This window comes from Chromobacterium sp. INPA-IVC (genome assembly GCF_059047085.1).
The window spans coordinates 381,048-398,420 of the sequence record NZ_JBTNLS010000005.1; the positions used below are offsets into that span (position 1 = coordinate 381,048).

Sequence of the window (17,373 nt, forward strand, 5' to 3'; positions counted from 1 at the left end):
CCCGCTCGCGGCGAATCCTCCCGCAAACACGGCCAATAGCCAGATGAAGGGCCGCTTGATCGCTGCAGAGCTGATCGGGCGGCCGACAGGAGAATCGAAAATGAGCAAACAAGTACAAGAAGCTTACATCGTCGCCGCCACCCGCACCCCGGTGGGCAAGGCGCCGCGCGGCATGATGCGCAATGTGCGTCCGGACGACATGCTGGCGCATGTGATCACCGGCGCGCTGGCGCAAGTGCCGAACCTGGATCCGAAGCTGATTTCCGACTGCGTGGTCGGCTGCGCCTTCCCGGAAGCGGAGCAGGGCTTGAACATGGCGCGCATCGGCGTGCTGCTGGCCGGCCTGCCCAATACCGTGGGCGGCATCACCATCAACCGCTATTGCTCGTCCGGCATCAACGCCGTGCAGATGGCGGCTGACCGCATCCGCCTCGGCGAAGCCGACGTGGTGATTGCTGCTGGTTCCGAATCGATGTCCCTGGTGCCGATGATGGGCAACAAGGTGTCGCTGAACCCGGAAATCTTCGCCAAGGACGAGAACTACGGTATCGCCTACGGCATGGGTCTGACCGCTGAAAAAGTGGCCCAGCAATGGGGCGTGTCGCGCGAAGACCAGGACGCGTTCGCGGTCGAATCCCATCGCCGCGCGCTGGCCGCGATCGACGGCGGCAAGTTCAAGAACGAGATCACCCCGCTGGAAGTGACTTACCGCACGCCGAATCTGGAAACCGGCGAAGTGGTGTCCAAGACCCGCGTGCTGGATACCGACGAAGGCCCGCGCCGCGAGACTACGCTGGAAGGCCTGGCCAAGCTGAAAACCGTGTTCGACGCCAAGGGTTCGGTCACCGCCGGCAACTCTTCACAGATGTCCGACGGCGCCGGAGCGGTGATCCTGGTGTCCGAGCGTGTGCTGAAGGAATTCAACCTGGTGCCGTTGGCCCGCTACGTGACCTTCTCGGTCAAGGGCGTGCCCCCGGAAATCATGGGCATCGGTCCGAAGGAGGCTATTCCGGCCGCGCTGGCCCAGGCTGGCCTGAAGCAGGACGACCTGAAGTGGATCGAGCTGAACGAAGCTTTCGCCGCTCAGGCGCTGGCCGTGGCGCGCGATCTGGAGCTGGACATGTCCAAGGTGAACCCGCACGGCGGGGCGATCGCCCTGGGCCACCCGCTGGGCGCGACCGGCGCGATCCGCACCGCCACGCTGGTGCACGGCATGCGCGATGCCGGCCTGAAGGGCCACGGCATGGTGACGATGTGCATCGGCACCGGCATGGGCGCCGCCGGCATCATCGAGGTGCTGTAAGTCTGGAATTATTTTAATGTTTGAATAAACGCCACGGCATTATGCCGTGGCGTTTTTTTTAACCTAAAAGCATAGGTTCCAAGTTGGCTTGCGGTGGAGTCTGGTTGTTTTTGGCTATGGTATGTTTTCTTGCTTGGCGCTTGATTTGGCTAGAAGTTGAAGCAGCGTGGGTTCAAATTGCTTGGTTAAATATACTGCGCCAGGGCCAGATAAGTGCCCATAATCAACAGCTGTCAAATCAGATACTGCGGTTCCTGTTCTTGTTAGGCATCCTTCTTTTGTGCACATTGCATTAAATGCCGAAAAATAAGTTAAACCCATTTGGGGTATTTCTCTTCTGAGATATATGTCCCACTGTTCAATCTCAGGAGCTAGTCCGTAGCTCATGTAGATAGGTGGTTTTTTATGGGGTAGAGTATTTTCCCAGTATGAATACATTATTTTTGATAAATTATCTTTCCAGTTGGGGACTGGGCCAATAACCATAATTTTAGAATGTGGTGAAACTTGGTGTATCTTGATTGCAGTGTCTTTGATTTTGTTGATAGTCTCAGCTGGGGATGTATGATAAGCCTCGTATGCCCAGCGGGCGTGAAGAATAACAATTTGCGGTTTATGTGCTGCAATTATTTTAAAGGCTTGCATGTTAAGAGCCAAACGCTTTGAAGGAGAACCGCACCATACTTGATCTGAGTAATTACCTAGCGTCAGGAATGGTGGGTTGCCGCATCCTGTTGTTTGAATGATTCCAAAGGAAGCTCTTCGTTGCAGGTCATTCAGACCGGGATATAATGATGCGGCGTGAGAGTCTCCCCATAAGAATACTAATGGCTTGGTTTTTTCTATGCAGAAAGTTTGATGGCCATCAAGCCTGCATGTTTTCTCAACTTTATATTGACTGAACTTGAATTTGTCTTGGGTGAGGGAGGCTATTTCTCTAACTTCTGCTGGTATTCTATTGGGGAAGCCATATTTTTTATGTGTTACATATCCTAATACGGCCATGCCAATAAGCATCATGCCTAGGAGCTTTGGTACGTGCCGGTGTTTGCTAAATCGTATAGGCTTTTCTATTGCAATATATGTAAGCCAGGCCAGGATGAAGCTTGCGATGACAGCTAGTAGGGCTTCAATGGTATTTATTTTGCGGTGGGTTAATATTTTGGTAAGTGATAGTATTGGCCAGTGCCATAGGTATAACGGGTAGCTAATTAGACCAATAAATATCATCGGTTTGCATGAGAGTAATTTTCGATTAATCCATGCGCCTTGGCCTGCTGCAATGATTAAGGCTGTCCCAACGGTGGGCAGCGTGGCCCACCAGCCAGGAAAACTTTCACCATCATGCAAGGTGATTAATGTTGAAATGACAAAAAATAGCCCAGTAAATGCAATTGCATTTTTGACATTTTTTTTGAATTTTTCGTCAAGTGCCGACCACCATTTTGATAGTTTCTTGTGTTGATTTTCTTCAATGGCATGATTGTGATTTAATAGTATAAAGGCTAATAAAGATCCAATCAGCAATTCCCAAAATCTAGTTTGTGGAGAGAAGAATGCCCAAGTGAGATTTCTGTTGATGCTGGCGATGTTCATAAAAAAAGACATGCCACCTAAAAGAAGAATAAGATGCAGCCAATTTTTTCTGAAATACCAGAAAAGCCATGCGGTGAGCGGGAAGAATAAATAAAACTGCTCCTCAATTGCCAAGGACCAGAGATGCATGAGGGGTTTTAATTCCATGGAAGTGTCAAAGTACCCTGATTCGTGTAGTAGGGTAAAGTTTTGAACAAAACCAACTCCCGTGGCGATATGTTTTCCAAGACTGGAGAAATCGTCAGGAGGTAAAAGGAACCAACCTAAAGAAAAGCAGGCAAGCAAGATTGTGAGTAGAGAGGGGGCGATTCTTTTTATTCTATGAGTATAGAATTCGGCAATGCTGAAATTTTCTTGTAGGAGCCCTTTGAATATGATGGTTGATATTAGGTATCCTGAAATAACAAAGAAAATATCAACACCAATAAATCCCCCCCTTATTGCTGATGGGAATGCATGAAAAAGCACCACGGATAATATTGCTAGCGCACGAAGTCCGTCGATGTCTGGTCTGTATGTTGGTCGATTGTATATTGGTTTTTGTGAGTCAGATATTTGTTTTAACATTGTGCTATCTTTACTGCTTAATATTTTATTGAAATGAGAATTATTTCATTGAGCGAAGCGGATGTTTGCTCGGTGACAGTGGTTAATTTCAGGCTGGGGTGTGAGTGGAATCTAGGGTGAGGAATTTAACACAAATATACAATGTACATATAGTTTTTGTAAGTATATTGTGCATTTTGACTAGCTGTTGATTGATGGATCGATGTATGGCTTGGGGCTGGGGGGCATGTTTACGCGAGGGATTGGTAATCGAATCAGCTTGCCTTGAGCCAGGACCTAGAGGGGAGAGGACCTGTGTTGGCAATAATTTGCTTAAATTGGATTTGGGTGCGGCTGGCTGAGGGCGTAAAGTGAAGAGGGTTTTTCGCTGCGTTGGATAATACTCTACGGCCTGGCGCGCCTGTTGAAAGTAAATGGCGCATTGGCATCAATGATGCTGATTGTGTGGGTGGGTGGTCGGAGATTTTTCGATTGTAAAGTAGTAAGAGGTGGCATTGGAAACTCTGCTTGAATTGCAGATCTTGCTACATTTTTCACCGATGCCATGATTGCATGGCGAATCAAATAACTCCACTATATATTATAGCCCGCTGGCGACTGGTCGTCTTTATGAATTTCCAGGTAAAATTCACGGCAGTGCTTTGCGCCAATGCTTGTTATCGCTCGAAATCATGATCCGGCAAATGACCTCGATTATAGATGAGGCCGTTTGCCGGATGGCCAACTAAAGTTTTACTCGGCCTGCTTGTCGTTGCTGGCCAGTTCCAGCTGGGCCTTTTTCACCCGCTTGTCGGCGGATAGCTTCTGCTGCAGCGCCAGCAGGTCGGCCTGGGCCGGCGTGTTGAAGATGACGATGCTGGCGGTGCGGTAGCGCACGGTCAGGCCGTGATCGCGGGCGACGGCGGCTTCGTCGTTGGACGACGCCAGTTGCACCAGCACGGTGCCGCTGACGGTGGCCGGCACGCGTTGCTTGGGCGCCTGGACCACGTCGCCGCGCTTCAGCGACGGCGCCGGGGTGCCGGTGCTGCGGGCGGAAACGCCGTTGGCGATCTTGGATTGCGGAACCTGCTTGTAGTAGGTTTTGCCGTTGATCACCACCGCCTGGCCGGCGGGCTGGGCGAGAAAGGGCGGCTCGGCGGCTTGGCTGTGTGCGGCTAGGGTCAGCAGGGCGAGGGGGATGATTCGGATGATCTGTTTCATGCTGCGCTCCGGTGGCCGAAGAAGCGGATCGACCACGATTTCAGTTTGCCTTCCGCGTTGGGAAGCGAGTAGACGTTGTTTTGGCCGTTGGCGCGATAGGTGTACTGGTATTCGGCGCCGTTGGTGTCGATCACGCGCAACCGCCACTGGCCCTTGGCCTGTTCGCCGTAGAAGTGGTTGGACAGCAGGCGCTGTTGGTTGAGGCCGTAGGTTTCGGCCACCAGCGTGGTGCGCGGCGACAGCAGCACCGAACGGGTGCCGGACGGCGAGATCAGCTCCACCGCCAGGTCGTTGGCGCGGCCGTGCTCGGCGTCCACCAGGATCTGCACCGCTTCCACCGTCAGGTCGTCTGGCTGGTTGTACGCGCTTTCCACGCCGCGTTCGTCGGCATCCGGGATGGAGGCCTGGGCCGAGATCGTCTGCCAACGGGTCTTTTGCAACGGCGGCAGCGGCTTGTTGTAGAACAACGCCTTTTCCACCGCCTTGTCGATGTTGATCAAACCGAAACCGTAGAACTGATGGAAGGGCAGGCCGGCTGCGTTCTTCTGCCAGCCGGGAATGGCCTGGTAGCTGTGCGCGCCGCCGTTCTTGTCCTTGAACGCCAGCGTCACGCCCGGCTGGGCGGCGTCCACCTGGCGGGCGGTGGTGATCAGGATGTGGCGCACGTCGCGGGCGCTGAGCGCCGGATTGGCGGACATCACCAGCGCGAATGAGCCGGAGGTGGACGGCGCGGCGGACGAGGTGCCGTTCATGATGCCGTTGTAGTCGCAGTTGGGATCCAGGGAGGTGCCGCCGTGCAGGCCGTTGGAAGTGCTGCCGGTAACGTTGTAGCCGCGGGCGCAACCGGACAGGTCGGTGGTGACCATCGCGGGCGAATCGGTGCCGTATTCGCCGCCAGGCGCGGTGAGCAGCACGTTGGCGCCGACCGACGAGTAAGAGGAGCGCACGCCGTCGGCGTTCAGCGCCGACACCACCACGTTCCAGTAGTTGTTGTTGTCGGTGGACAGGTTGGCGTCCTGCACCGGCAGGCCGTTGTTGCCTTGGTAACCCAGGATGACTTCTGTGCTGCTCAGGCGGAAGGAGTTGTAGGCGTTGCCGGCCGATTTGACGAATACCGCGCCGCGGCCCCAGTGGCTGTTGCGGCTGACGTCTTCATAGGTTTCCTCCTCGGTTTTCAGTTCGATGTCCTGATCCGGATTGCCGGGGACGGAGGTGAGGGTGGAGGAGCCGTAGCTTTGGTTGAACACGCGGGCGTCGGTGAAGGCTTCCAGCGGGCCGCCATTCGGTTTTTTTCCGTGCGCCAGCAGCCAGCCGTCCAGGGTTTGAGCCAGCAGCCAGTTGAAGCCCTTTAGGCCGGCCGAGGGCGCGATGCCGCGGCCGCCTATGCCGTTGAAGGCTACCGCCGCGGCGATGCCGGCCACTGCGGTGCCGTGACCGTTGCTACCCAATTCAGGCGTCGGATCATTGCTGCCGTTCACCAGGTTCTTGGAGCCGGGCACGATGTTGGCGGCCAGGTCGGGATGTTTGATTTCCAGGCCGTCGTCGATGACGGCGATGGTGGTGCCGATGCCGCGGATGCCGCGCAGGTGGGTGAATGCCAGGTTGAGGTCGACGCCCTTGACGCCGCCGCGTTTGGAGAAGGCATTCTGGCCGGTGTTCTTCAGGTGCCACTGCTGGTTGACCAAGGGGTCGCCCGGCAGCAGCGGGACGCTGCGATCGGGCGCGGAAGGGGCGGCATGACTGGCCAGGGAGGCCAGCGCCAGCATGACTGCGCTGCTGGTGATGCGAACGTGCATGATTGAGATCCTCTATTTTGCCTTTGTGTTTTGCGGTTGTGACCGCTAGAGGATCATATTTGTTAATTTTTGTTGCGCAAATATCTTTTTGTCATATCGAGATCGGCGGCAAGAATTTGCGGTTCGCGCGCTTGAGGCAAGGGAAGGAGAGTCGCAGGGGCGGGGGCGGGGAAAGAAGGAAGCGCCGGCCCGTGCAGGGCCGGCGGCGGGTCAGTCCATCTTGGACAGCGTATCGAAATTGCTATGGCTGCAGTCTTCGAATTCCTGCTGCGGATCTTTCAGCTTGATCTGGTAGGATTTGCCCTGGGCGCTGAGCACCAGCTGCTTGTCGTCGTCCAGCAGCGTCTTGGGCATCAGGAACCAGCGCTGTCCCTTGCGGGAATTGGGCTGCGTGATGTAGATGGCCGAAAAGGGCGCGCTGTCCGGCAACGACGGATCCTGCAGCGAGACGCCGACCGGCGTTTGTCCAAGGATCTCGATGCCCACCTTGGTGCCGTTGTTCTGGCGCAAAATGCGCCGGATCACGCCCAACAGCAACGGATGGGTTTCGGTCTTGACCAGGATCAGCCGGCCTATCGCCAGCTGGTCTATGGTTTTGCCGATGAAGGTAAGCCCCATGCCGGTGCTGCTGATGTCGTTGATGCGCCATTCGTCGGTGCGGTCGGCTTCCAGCCCGCCGACATCCTGAACCTTGATGTGGAAGGCCACGCGGTCGAAGCCTATCGATACCTGGGCGCTGGATGAGTGCAGCGAGCGTTCCGACTTGCGCAGTGATTTGCCGCCGTCGCTGGACCAGCGCACCGCCAGCTTCTCGCACAGCACAGACCACTCCTCGCGCTCCAGCTCGCAGTCCAGCGCGGCGATCTGCGAGGGAATGCGGGCGTCGAGATCGAACATCAGGTCGGCCAGGCGGGTGGTGATCTCGTAGGAGGACCAGTAACGGTGCCACTTGCCGGCCATGCCGCGCAGCATCGGCTGCGGAGGCTCCGGCAAGGACAGATTGTAGACGAAGACCGGCATTTCGGTCGGTGGCTGCTTGTCCAGCAGGATGTTTTGGCAGATCAGCATCAGCAGCTGGTCCACCGCGACGATTTCCTTGTGCAGCATGTTCTCGGTCTGCGCCAGATGCAGCATGCCGGCCTGGACCAGCAGGTGTTCGCAGCTGATCTCCTGCTTGGCGTCCGGATACAGCAAGATGGGCGAACGGGCGAAGCCCGCTTCCTCGGCGTAGGTGTAGAAGCGGAAACCTTGCTGCCAGGCGCTGCCCTCCGGTTTAAGATAGCGCAGCGCGTTCCAGGCCAGCAGCCGCATCTGGTGATGCAGGCCGCGAGTGGTCACCAGCTGCAGCTCCGCGTCGCCGGCCTGGCTGGACGAGCCGCGCTGCAGGCGCAGACAGATCTGGTAGGCGCTGGCCAATTCGTGCCAGTAGGCGAGAATGGTGGGCAGATAGCCTTTGCTGCCGCCCCTGGAATGAAGATAATCCTGGCACAGCTGGTGGTGGATGCCGGCAGCCTTGTCGTCGACGTAGAGCAGCGTCTTGATGCGTTCCTTCAACGACATCTCGCTGTCTGCGTTGATTTTGGATACGGCCTTGATGATTTCCACCAGGGCGGTAAAGTATTCAGCCTGCGGCAGATCGCGTACCAGCAGGGTGGCAGATTGCGCCACGCCGGAGGCGGGCGTGTTCTTGCTGAGAAGTGAGCTGACTAGAGATTTGAAGTCAAACATTGAACCGGGCTTCTGGTTATGGGATTTATGTTCTCACTTATATGTCACTCTATCTTACGTCACGCATTGATGCTGGTGAAACCATAATCGCAAATTTATCGGGCATGCCAAAAAGCAAGTTTTTCCCCTATCGTCGTCTGATTCTCGCCTTGTGCGCGGCCGGACTGTTCGTTTCGACAGCTGCGGAGGCCGCCGACGCGACGCAAGTGCCTGAGGGCGTTGGCGTTGTGTTGGGCGGCGGCGGCGCGCGCGGCTTCGCTCACCTGGGCGTTTTGAAGGAGTTGGAGAGCCTGCGCATACCGGTCGCGTGCATCGCCGGCACCAGCGCCGGGGCGCTGATCGGTGGCATTTACGCCAACGGTCTGCCGCTGGATGAGATGGAGCGCGAGTTCAATGCCGCCGACTGGGACCAGATGTTGTCCGGCAAGCCGGCGCGCACCGACATCCCATACGATCGCAAGCGCAACGACTACCAAAACTACCTGGATGTCAGCTTCGGGCTCAAAGGCGGCGCGCTGCGGGTCCCGCGCAGCGCGATCAACTCCCAGGGCATCGAGCTCTACATCCATAAAATGACGCGGGACCGCGACATCGACAGCTTCGACAAGCTGCCTATTCCATTCCGCGCGGTGGCGGCCGATTTGTTGACTGGCGACGCGGTGGTGTTCGACAAGGGATCGCTGTCGCGGGCCTTGCGCGCCAGCATGGCGGTTCCCGGCGTGTTCGATCTGGTGGAGGATGACAACAAGCTGCTGGTGGACGGCGCCATCGCCCGCAATATCCCGGTGCAGGAGGTGAAGGGCCGCTGCGCCGAGCACGTGATCGTGGTGGATGTGAGCACGCCGCTGTTGAAGGCGGACGAGATCCATACCTTGTTCGACGTGGTCGATCAAAGCTCCAACCTGGCGGTGATGCGCAATGAGCAGGAGCAGATGAAGCGGCTGGACAAGCGCGACATCGTGATCCGGCCGGATCTGAACGGCTATACCGTGGCGTCTTTCGGCGACCACAAGGCCATTGTCGAGCGCGGCGCCGAGGCGGCCCGCAAGATGGCGCGGCAATTGTCTACCTATTCGGTGTCGGAGGCGGAGTACCAGGCCTGGAAGAGCAAGCTGAGCCGGCCCCGCTACCCGGTGCTGGATGACGTCAAGGTGGACGGCAAGGACGGCGACTTCACCAAGGTGTCGTCGTTGCAGGAGTCGCTGAACTTCCCGTCGAATACGATACCGGTGGGCGATGCGCGCAGTCGCTTGGCTGAAATTTTCACCGGCGGCGAATACGACAAGCTGGGCTACCGCGTGGACAGCGTGTCCGGCCGCAATGTGATGATGGTGATGCCGGTGGAGCGCAGCATAGGCCAGAACACCCTGCATTTCGGCCTCAATCTCAGCAGCGACACGCCGGGCGACAGCCGCTTTACGCTGCGCGCCGCGCATGAGTGGACATCGCTGAACGCTGCGGGAGGCTCCTGGCGCAACGATGTGGCCATCGGCGACGACAAGGCCTTCAAGACCGAACTGTACCAGCCGTTGTGGCGCGGCAGCCCGATGTTCGTCGCCGCTTCGCTAGGGTATCAGCAGAGTCCGTTCAAACTGTTCAATGATGACCACACGGTGTTTGCCACATTCAACAACAGCATAGTCGAAACGCAGGTGAATGCGGGCGTGGCGCTGGGCAAGTATGGCGAGTGGCGATTCGGCCTTTATCGGCAGGATAACGATTTCACCTTGTCGCAAGGCATTCCTGACGACGCTAACAATTTCCGCTTCCGCGATGTCGGCGTGCAGACTCGCCTGGTGGTGGACCAGTTCGATAACCCGCGCTGGCCGCGTTCCGGCTACTACTTCAGCGGCAAGCTGGCGGCCGGCTTGCCGGGGTTGGGCAGCGAGGTCAACCAGAAGCTTTATGATTTCACCGGCGAAGTGGCGCATACCTACGGAGATTTCACCGCGCGCTTCACAGCCAAGGCCAAAGGCTATGTCGATACCAAGTCGGACGACGAATTCATCCCGGAAAGCCTGGGCGGCTTCCTGAACCTGACGGGCTATCAGAATGGCGAACTCCTGGCCAGCCAGGTGGCGCTGGCCAGGCTGATGGTGTACTGGCGCGCGGCATCGCTGCCAGCGGTGCTGGGGTCAGGAGTATATGCGGGCGTGTCGCTTGAGGCTGGCAAGCTTTGGGGCAATGACTTCGCTACTAGCAAGCTTGCTCACCGCTGGATTCCGGCGGGTTCGGTTTTCCTGGGCGCGGATACCATTCTCGGGCCGTTCTTCGTCGGCATGGGCAGCGCGCAGGGGGGCAGGCTGACCGGCTACATCTATCTCGGCGTGGACTATTGATCCGTGCCATCCACGCGGCTGATGTCGCGTGGGTGGCCTGTCCTTAGGTATGGAATCGCCCAGCATCTGAGACAAACGTTTGAATTAAACCTGGATTTTGCCAACGTCATGATCTATCCCGATATGGGCCGCCATCCCGGCGGCACGAAATCACGATATAACGGGAGAGATAATGAAACAGCTGTTGTCACGCACTGCCTTCTTGCTTGCCTTGTTGCTGCTGCCGTTCGCTTCGGCCCACGCATCCTCCGGCTATACCCAGACCCGCTACCCCATCGTGTTGGTGCACGGCCTGTTCGGCTTCGGCCAGGTGCTGGGCGTCGATTACTTCTACCGCGTGCCGGCAGCCTTGAAGGAGGATGGCGCGCAGGTTTTCGTCGCCGAAGTGTCGGCTACTGGCAGCAATGAGATGCGCGGCGAACAGCTGTTGCAGCAGGTGCAGCGCATCCTGGCCATCACCGGCGCGCAGAAGGTCAACCTGATCGGCCACAGCCAGGGCGCGCCCACCGCGCGCTATGTGGCGGGCGTGCGGCCGGACCTGGTGGCTTCGGTCACCACCGTCGGCGGCGTCAACAAGGGCTCGGTCGTGGCCGACATCGTCCGCGGCGTCGCGCCTCCGGGATCGGTCAGTGAAACCGTGGCCGCCGCCGTGACGGGGGCGTTCGTCAAAGTGCTGGCCTTCTTCTCCGGCACCAGCGATCTGCCGCAGCAGCCGGTCGACGCGTTGAATTCGCTGACCACCGCCGGCTCGCTGGCGTTCAGCGCCAAATTCCCGGGCGGCGTGCCGGCTTCGGCTTGCGGCGAGGGCGCTTACCAGGCCAACGGCGTGCGTTACTACTCGTGGACCGGCGCCGCCACCACCACCAATGTCCTGGATCCGCTGACCGTGCCGATGGGCGTGCTGGGCCTGGCTTTCGGCTCCACGCCGTCCGATGGCCTGGTTGGCGTGTGCTCGGCCCACCTGGGCCAGGTGATCCGCGATGACTACAAGATGAACCACGTCAACGAGATCAATCAGAGCTTCGGTCTGGTCAGCCTGTTCGAGGTGAGCCCGGTCTCGCTGTATCGCCAGCAGGCCAACCGGCTGAAAAACGCGGGGCTGTGACATGCGCCGCCTCGGCTTGATGCTGGCGGCGGTCTGCGCCGCCCTGCTGGCCTGGTGGGTCTGGCCGGATGGCGCGCACTCGGAGGCCGCCGCCGCCCGCCAGGCTTCGCGCGGCGGCTTCGCGGCGTCGCTGGTCGGCACCCGGCCGGACGGCGCCGCCGCCGAAACCGGCGGCAAGCTGGTGGTCGATCAGCAGTTGCGCCAGCTGTTCGACTACTACCTGGCCACGCTGGGCGAGCGCGATCTGGCCACCATCCGGACCGAGTTGCAGAGCCAGCTCAAGCGAGCGCTGGGAGGCGGGGCGCTGACGCAGGCGATGGGGCTGTTCGACCGCTATGTCGCCTACAAGCGCTCGCTGGCAGGCAAGGAAGCCGCGGCGGCCACCGACCTGTCGCGCAGGCTGGAGCTGGTGCAGGCGGCCAGGCGGCAGTATTTCAGCCAGCTTGAACTGGACGGCTTGTTCGGCGACGAAGACCGCTACGATGACTTCACCGTCAGGCGGTTGGCGATAGAGGCCAATCCGGCGCTGAGCGCCGCCGACAAGCAGCGGTTGGTCGCGCAGCTGGAGAACCAGTTGCCGCCCGCGCTGCGGGCCGCCCGGGAGGAGCCGGTCAAGCATCTGGCGTTGGCCGATGCCGAGGCCCGGCTGCGGCAAGGGGGCGGGGACGAGCAGCAGCTCTATCAACTGCGCTCCGGCATGGTGGGACAGGCGGCGGCGGACCGGCTGGGCGAGCTGGATCGGGAGCAGGCCGGCTGGCAGAAGCGGCTGGACGACTTCAAGAGCGAGCGGACGGCCATTCTCGCCAACGGCGGACTGAGCGCGCAGCAGCGGCAGCAAGCGGTCGCCCAACTGCAGTCTCAGCGGTTTTCGCCGCAGGAGGCGCTGCGCCTGCCGGCGTATTTGCCCAACTGACCGATGCGGAAAACGAAACAGGCGCCCAAGGGCGCCTGTTTTTCGTGGAGCGGCTTCGCTTAGGCGTGGGCGAAGAACAGACGGCTCAGCGCCTCGCCCGGCTCGGCCTCGCGCATGAAGGCCTCGCCGACCAGGAAGGTGTGCACGCCGCTGGCTTGCATCAGCCGCACGTCCTCGATGGTGGCGATGCCGCTTTCGGTAATGGCGATGCGGCCGTCGGTGATGCGCGGCAGCAGCTTAAGCGTGGTGGCCAGGCTCACCTCGAAGGTGCGCAGGTTGCGGTTGTTGACGCCCACCAGCTCGGTTTTCAACTGCAGCGCGGCATCCAGCTCTTCTTCGTTGTGGACTTCCACCAGCACGGCCATGCCCAATTCGTTGGCCAGCGTTTCCAGCGCCTTCATCTTGGGCAGTTCCAGTGCGGCGGCGATCAGCAGGATGCAGTCGGCGCCCATCGCGCGGGCTTCGTACACTTGGTAGTCGTCGACGATGAAGTCCTTGCGCAGTACCGGCAGGTGGCAGGCGGCGCGCGCCGCCTCCAGATAGCTCGCGTCGCCCTGGAAATATTGGCGGTCGGTCAGCACCGACAGGCAGGCTGCGCCATGGGCGGCATAGCTCTCGGCGATGGCGGCAGGCCGGAAGTCCTCGCGGATCACGCCTTTGCTGGGACTGGCTTTCTTGATCTCGGAGATGACGGCGGCTTTGCCCAGCGCGTGCTTGGCGCGCAGGGCGGCGACGAAATCGCGTCGGTCGCCGCGCGCTTCGGCGTCGGCCCGCACCGAGGACAGCGGCCGGCTGGCCAGCGCGGCGGCGATTTCCTGATGTTTGGTGGCGATGATGGTGTTGAGAATGTCGGACATGCTGGCTTCTATGTTGACAACAACGAATGGGCCATCATGCAGAACATCAGGCGGGATGGCAAGCCCGGCGGGGCGGACATCGTTTCGGATGCTTGATTCAAATCATTCTCGTTCTCTCCGCCGGGCTGGATACTGCGGTCACACCCACCCGTCGGAGTTTCGCCATGGCGCGCGCTCATCCTTTCTTTTCCGCCCCACACCGGGCGGCGTTCCTGCCCGGCATGCTGCTGGCCATCTTGTTGCTGGCCGGCTGGAGCGCCGAACTCGCGGCGCGCCTGTTCGGCCTCGGTTTGCCCTTGGCGTTGCCGGCGATGCTGGCCCACGGCTTCCTGATGCTGTTCGGTTTCTTTCCCTTGTTCATGACCGGTTTTCTGTTCACCGCCGGACCGCGCTGGCTGAATGTGCCGCCGCCCGGGCGCGGGGCCTATCTGCTGACGCCGGCGTTGCTGGCTGCGGGCCTGCTGTTGTGGCTGGCCGGCGCGGCAGTGGGTGGCGTTTGGCTGCTGGCCGGCCATCTGGTGTACAGCCTGGGTTTTCTCGGCCTGGCCGGAGGCTTCGCGCGCTTGTTGCTGGCCAGCCCGGCGCCGGATCGGCGCCATGCCTGGGCGGTGCTGTCGGCTTTCGGTATCGGCGTCCTGGCGCTTGGCGCGGCCGGCTATTGGCTGTTGAGCGGCGATGTCCGCGGCTGGCTGTGGATGCGGGACCTGACCTTGTGGGGTTTCCTGCTGCCGGTATTCCTGACCGTGTGCCACCGCATGCTGCCGTTCTTCTCCTCCAGCGCGCTGGCGCCGTATCAGCCCTGGCGGCCGTGGTGGCTGTTGGCGGCGATGCTGGGCGGCTCTCTGGGGCACGGCCTGTTGTCCATCGCTGGCTGGCCGTCCTGGGGCCTGGATCTGGCGCTGGCCGTCTTGTTTGGCTACACCAGCTGGCGCTGGGGGCTGCTGGCCTCGCTGCGGGTGAAGCTGCTGGCCATGCTGCATCTGTCTTTCGCCTGGCTGGCTGTCGGCTTCGCGCTGTACGCCTGGCAGGGCGCGCTGGGCGGCCTGGCCTGGGCGCCGCTGCACGCGATCTCGGTCGGCTTCTTCCTGACCATGATGATCGCCTTCGTGTCGCGGGTATCGCTGGGCCATTCCGGGCAGCCGCTGGAGGCCGGCAAGGCCTTGTGGGGGCTGTATCTGGCCGCTCAGTGGCTGGCGCTGGCCCGCGTGGTCGCGGATTTGCTGCCGGTCGGCTGGCGCGCCGGCATGTACGGCTTGGCCGCGGCGGGGTGGCTGCTGACCCTGCTGCTGTGGGGCAGCCGCTTCCTGCCGGTTTACCTGCGTCCGCGCGCCGACGGCAAAGACGGTTGATCGGCTTACAAATTTCAAACTGGAGACCATCATGACCCCATCCGAACTATTGACCGGCCAGCACCGGGACTGCGACGCCCGTTTCGCCGACGCCGAGCAAGCCGCGCGCGCGCAGGACTGGCCCGCTGCCGAATCCGCTTTCGCCGCGATGCGCGGCGAGATGGAGGGCCACTTCCGGCTGGAGGAAGAGAGGCTGTTCCCCGCCTTCGAACAGGCCAGCGGCATGCGGGCCGGCCCCACCGTGGTGATGCGCGCCGAGCATGCGCAGATGCGGCAGTTGCTGGATGGCATGGCCCAGGCGCTGGCCGCGCGCGACGGTGACAATTTTCTGGCCGAGGCCGACACGCTGCTGATCCTGACTCAGCAGCACAATATGAAGGAGGAGAACATCCTGTATCCGATGTGCGAGCAATGCGTGCCGGATCTGGGGCGCTTGCTGGAGGAGGCCGGCCATGTCGCTTGACCTGCGCGATCTGCCGCCGCCGGAGCCGATGGACATCGTGCTGGGCGAGGCCGAGCTCTTGTTGCCGGGCCAGTCGGTCAGCTTCGTGCTGCCGCATTTTCCGACCCCCTTGCTGCCTTTGCTGGACAGGATGGCCGGCCTGGCTTACCGCTTCGAATTATCGGGCGACGGCGGCGTGCTGCTGGTCATGGAGCGCAGCTGATGCAGGGGTGGCCGTCCTATGACCGGGCGCCGCCGCTGGGCCTTCCCCTGCCTTTTCTGCTGGCGTCGCCGTGCTGGCTGTTCATCGCCGGCTTGTGCCTGATGTCGGCGGGGCCCGGTCCGCTGGACCGCTTCGACCCGGCGGCGCTAGCCGCCGCGCACCTGTTGGCGCTGGGCGCGCTGGGCAACGCGATGTTCGGTGCGGCGCTGCAGATCCTGGCGGTGGTGGCCGGAGTATCGTTTTCCCGCCCCCGTTTGCTGCTGCATGCGCTGTTCTGGCCATTGCAGCTTGGCTGCGGCCTGCTGGCTGCGGCTTTTTTGAATGGCTTCCTGCCGGCGCTGTTGCTGCCGGCCGCCGCGCTGTTGGGCTGGGCCTTGCTGGTTTTCGCCGGCTTCGGCCTGCATGGCATCGCCAAGAGTCCGGCGCGCGATGCGACCACCCGCGGCATGGCGTCGGCGTTGGCCGCGCTGTTGGCCGCCGCCGGCTTGGGCATCGCCCTGGCGGGCACCCTGGGCGCGGCCTGGCCGCTGCCTTGGAAAACCTTGCTGGATTGGCATGCGCTGTGGGCGCTGGGCGGATGGCTGCTGGGCCTGATCATGGCGGTGGCGGCCACGGTGGTGCCGATGTTCCAGATCACGCCGGCGTATCCGGCGTGCTGGATGCGGCATGCCGCGATGATTTGGCCTGCGTCGTTGCTGGCGTCCGGTTTGGGATGGCAGTTGACGGCGAGTTGGCTGGCCTGGCTGCCGGCATGGATGGTGGCGCTGGCCTTTGCCGCCATGACTTGGCGCTTGCAGCGGCGAAGCCGGCGTCCCGGAGACTGCGGGCGGCGCTTCTGGCAAATGGCGATGGCGGCATTGGCGCTGGGGCTGCTGGCGGCCTGGCTTGTCGCCGCGGATCTGCTGGCCGCCGGCTGGGCGGCGTTGAGCGGCTGGCTGCTGCTGTTCGGACTGGGCGCAGGCGCGGTGCTGGGCATGTTCTACAAGATATTGCCCTTCCTGCTGTGGCTGGACCTGCAGCGCAGGGCGCCGCCCGGCGCGCGGCCGCCGGCCACGCTGGCGCTGCTGCCGGAATCGGCGCAGCGTCGATGCCTGTTTGTGTTTTCAGCCTGCCTGGCGACGGGGTGCGCGCTGGCCTTGGGGGGGCTGCCGGGAGTCGCGGCAGGCGCTGGAACATGCGCGCTGGCCGCGCGAGTGGCTTGGGACGCGGGGAGGGCGGTATGGCGCCACCGCGCCTGCGCGCGAAACTGGAGGGAGGCTCAGGCGGCCGGCGTCATGCCGTAGTCGGCCAGCGCGGCGGGGTCGAGCAGGGCGACGTCCTTGCCATCGACTTCCACCAGGCCGGCCTTGCTCAATTGCTGCAGCACGCGGGAGAAGGTTTCCGGCGTCAGGTTCAGGCGGGAAGCGATCAGGTTCTTGTTGGCTTCCAGCGTCAGCACGACTTTCTCGCCGGCGGGCGCGTCGTCCATTTGCTGCAGCAGGTAGCCGATCACGCGCTGCAGCGCGGTTTCCACCGAGTAGCGCTCCACGTCCCGCACCATGCCGTGCAGGCGCAGCGACATGCCGGCCAGCATATTGCGCGCGAAGCCCGGGTCCTCGGCCAATGCCTGGAACACGCCGGCCGCGCCGATGTGCAGCAGCAGGCTGTCTTCCAGCAACTGGGCCAGCACCGGGTAGGGCTTGCCCAGGAACATCACCGCCTCGGCGAAGCTCTGGCCGGGGTGGATGATCTCCACCACCTTCTCCACGCCCTGCGGCGAGGGAATCGCCAGCTTCACCTTGCCGTACACCACCACGTACATGCCGTCGCATTCGTCGCCGCGCTGAAACAGCAGCTGTCCCCTGTCGCCGCGCTTGGCGTGCACGTGAGGCTCCAGCGTGGCCAGTTGCCTGTCCGATAGCCGCTGGAACAAGGGTTGGTGGCGCAGGTGCTGGATGATGTCGATCTGGGACATG

At 61.3% G+C, this 17,373-nt stretch carries 14 protein-coding genes; 8 read left to right on the plus strand and 6 right to left on the minus strand.

Features of this window, described 5'->3' with window-relative positions:
* Positions 1–100 precede the first annotated feature (100 nt).
* Positions 101–1,303, plus strand: coding sequence for an acetyl-CoA C-acyltransferase (locus ACX17K_RS11495; RefSeq protein ID WP_493774897.1), 1,203 nt, complete (start codon positions 101–103; stop codon positions 1,301–1,303).
* Between the two features lie 114 nt (positions 1,304–1,417).
* Here ACX17K_RS11495 and ACX17K_RS11500 read toward each other — a convergent pair whose 3' ends face one another.
* From ACX17K_RS11500 to ACX17K_RS11515, 4 genes are all read right to left on the minus strand, one after another.
* Positions 1,418–3,466 carry an acyltransferase family protein gene (locus ACX17K_RS11500; RefSeq protein ID WP_493774898.1) on the minus strand — a complete coding sequence of 683 codons (2,049 nt, stop codon included), beginning with the start codon at positions 3,464–3,466 and terminating at the stop codon, positions 1,418–1,420.
* 732 nt (positions 3,467–4,198) lie between these two features.
* A complete protein-coding gene (locus ACX17K_RS11505) occupies positions 4,199–4,666 on the minus strand; it encodes a serine protease external chaperone (RefSeq protein ID WP_493774899.1) in 468 nt (155 codons plus the stop codon).
* Positions 4,663–6,462: a S8 family serine peptidase gene (locus tag ACX17K_RS11510; RefSeq protein ID WP_493774900.1), complete on the minus strand. Its 1,800-nt coding sequence runs from the start codon at positions 6,460–6,462 to the stop codon at positions 4,663–4,665. Before ACX17K_RS11510 ends, ACX17K_RS11505 begins: the two co-directional genes overlap by 4 nt.
* A 210-nt stretch (positions 6,463–6,672) precedes the next feature.
* Positions 6,673–8,190 (minus strand): cyclic-di-GMP receptor FimW-related protein, encoded by a 1,518-nt coding sequence (locus ACX17K_RS11515; protein ID WP_493774901.1) that lies wholly within the window; start codon positions 8,188–8,190, stop codon positions 6,673–6,675.
* A gap of 104 nt (positions 8,191–8,294) precedes the next feature.
* Here ACX17K_RS11515 and ACX17K_RS11520 point away from each other — a divergent pair, with 104 nt between their 5' ends.
* The 3 genes from ACX17K_RS11520 to ACX17K_RS11530 all read left to right on the plus strand — a co-directional run bounded on the left by ACX17K_RS11520 (position 8,295) and on the right by ACX17K_RS11530 (position 12,547).
* Positions 8,295–10,529: a patatin-like phospholipase family protein gene (locus tag ACX17K_RS11520; RefSeq protein ID WP_493774902.1), complete on the plus strand. Its 2,235-nt coding sequence runs from the start codon at positions 8,295–8,297 to the stop codon at positions 10,527–10,529.
* Positions 10,530–10,701: 172 nt separating this feature from the next.
* Positions 10,702–11,634 (plus strand): esterase/lipase family protein, encoded by a 933-nt coding sequence (locus ACX17K_RS11525; protein ID WP_493774903.1) that lies wholly within the window; start codon positions 10,702–10,704, stop codon positions 11,632–11,634.
* 1 nt (position 11,635) lies between these two features.
* On the plus strand, positions 11,636–12,547 hold the full coding sequence (locus tag ACX17K_RS11530; protein WP_493774904.1) for a lipase secretion chaperone: 912 nt from the start codon (positions 11,636–11,638) through the stop codon (positions 12,545–12,547).
* A 59-nt stretch (positions 12,548–12,606) separates the two neighbouring features.
* Here the strand turns inward: ACX17K_RS11530 and trpC are convergent, their stop codons facing one another.
* Positions 12,607–13,404, minus strand: coding sequence for an indole-3-glycerol phosphate synthase TrpC (gene trpC, locus ACX17K_RS11535; protein ID WP_493774905.1), 798 nt, complete (start codon positions 13,402–13,404; stop codon positions 12,607–12,609).
* 164 nt (positions 13,405–13,568) lie between these two features.
* Between trpC and ACX17K_RS11540 the strand changes: the two genes are divergently transcribed.
* From ACX17K_RS11540 to ACX17K_RS11555, 4 genes are read left to right on the plus strand one after another with little or no spacing between them, the layout of a single operon-like run.
* Positions 13,569–14,753 (plus strand): NnrS family protein, encoded by a 1,185-nt coding sequence (locus tag ACX17K_RS11540; RefSeq protein WP_493774906.1) that lies wholly within the window; start codon positions 13,569–13,571, stop codon positions 14,751–14,753.
* Between the two features lie 31 nt (positions 14,754–14,784).
* Positions 14,785–15,216, plus strand: a complete 432-nt coding sequence (locus ACX17K_RS11545; protein ID WP_493774907.1) for a hemerythrin domain-containing protein — start codon at positions 14,785–14,787, stop codon at positions 15,214–15,216.
* Complete coding sequence (locus ACX17K_RS11550) at positions 15,206–15,418, plus strand: DUF2249 domain-containing protein (protein ID WP_493774908.1); 213 nt, start codon at positions 15,206–15,208, stop codon at positions 15,416–15,418. Before ACX17K_RS11545 ends, ACX17K_RS11550 begins: the two co-directional genes overlap by 11 nt.
* A complete protein-coding gene (locus ACX17K_RS11555; protein WP_493774909.1) occupies positions 15,418–16,701 on the plus strand; it encodes a hypothetical protein in 1,284 nt (427 codons plus the stop codon). The genes ACX17K_RS11550 and ACX17K_RS11555 overlap by 1 nt, the downstream gene beginning before the upstream one ends.
* On the opposite strand, the gene ACX17K_RS11560 is transcribed toward ACX17K_RS11555, so the two are convergent.
* Entirely contained in the window at positions 16,677–17,372 is a 696-nt protein-coding gene (locus ACX17K_RS11560) for a Crp/Fnr family transcriptional regulator (protein ID WP_021476053.1), read from the minus strand. The genes ACX17K_RS11555 and ACX17K_RS11560 overlap by 25 nt on opposite strands.
* Between the last annotated feature and the right edge of the window lies 1 nt (position 17,373).

What these genes read in the sequence shown, in the direction of transcription:
- ACX17K_RS11495 (WP_493774897.1), top strand. Translation starts at nt 101, where the DNA reads ATGAGCAAACAAGTACAAGAAGCTTACATCGTCGCCGCCACCCGCACC.
- ACX17K_RS11500 (WP_493774898.1), bottom strand. Translation starts at nt 3,466, where the DNA reads ATGTTAAAACAAATATCTGACTCACAAAAACCAATATACAATCGACCA.
- ACX17K_RS11505 (WP_493774899.1), bottom strand. Translation starts at nt 4,666, where the DNA reads ATGAAACAGATCATCCGAATCATCCCCCTCGCCCTGCTGACCCTAGCC.
- ACX17K_RS11510 (WP_493774900.1), bottom strand. Translation starts at nt 6,462, where the DNA reads ATGCACGTTCGCATCACCAGCAGCGCAGTCATGCTGGCGCTGGCCTCC.
- ACX17K_RS11515 (WP_493774901.1), bottom strand. Translation starts at nt 8,190, where the DNA reads ATGTTTGACTTCAAATCTCTAGTCAGCTCACTTCTCAGCAAGAACACG.
- ACX17K_RS11520 (WP_493774902.1), top strand. Translation starts at nt 8,295, where the DNA reads ATGCCAAAAAGCAAGTTTTTCCCCTATCGTCGTCTGATTCTCGCCTTG.
- ACX17K_RS11525 (WP_493774903.1), top strand. Translation starts at nt 10,702, where the DNA reads ATGAAACAGCTGTTGTCACGCACTGCCTTCTTGCTTGCCTTGTTGCTG.
- ACX17K_RS11530 (WP_493774904.1), top strand. Translation starts at nt 11,636, where the DNA reads ATGCGCCGCCTCGGCTTGATGCTGGCGGCGGTCTGCGCCGCCCTGCTG.
- trpC (WP_493774905.1), bottom strand. Translation starts at nt 13,404, where the DNA reads ATGTCCGACATTCTCAACACCATCATCGCCACCAAACATCAGGAAATC.
- ACX17K_RS11540 (WP_493774906.1), top strand. Translation starts at nt 13,569, where the DNA reads ATGGCGCGCGCTCATCCTTTCTTTTCCGCCCCACACCGGGCGGCGTTC.
- ACX17K_RS11545 (WP_493774907.1), top strand. Translation starts at nt 14,785, where the DNA reads ATGACCCCATCCGAACTATTGACCGGCCAGCACCGGGACTGCGACGCC.
- ACX17K_RS11550 (WP_493774908.1), top strand. Translation starts at nt 15,206, where the DNA reads ATGTCGCTTGACCTGCGCGATCTGCCGCCGCCGGAGCCGATGGACATC.
- ACX17K_RS11555 (WP_493774909.1), top strand. Translation starts at nt 15,418, where the DNA reads ATGCAGGGGTGGCCGTCCTATGACCGGGCGCCGCCGCTGGGCCTTCCC.
- ACX17K_RS11560 (WP_021476053.1), bottom strand. Translation starts at nt 17,372, where the DNA reads ATGTCCCAGATCGACATCATCCAGCACCTGCGCCACCAACCCTTGTTC.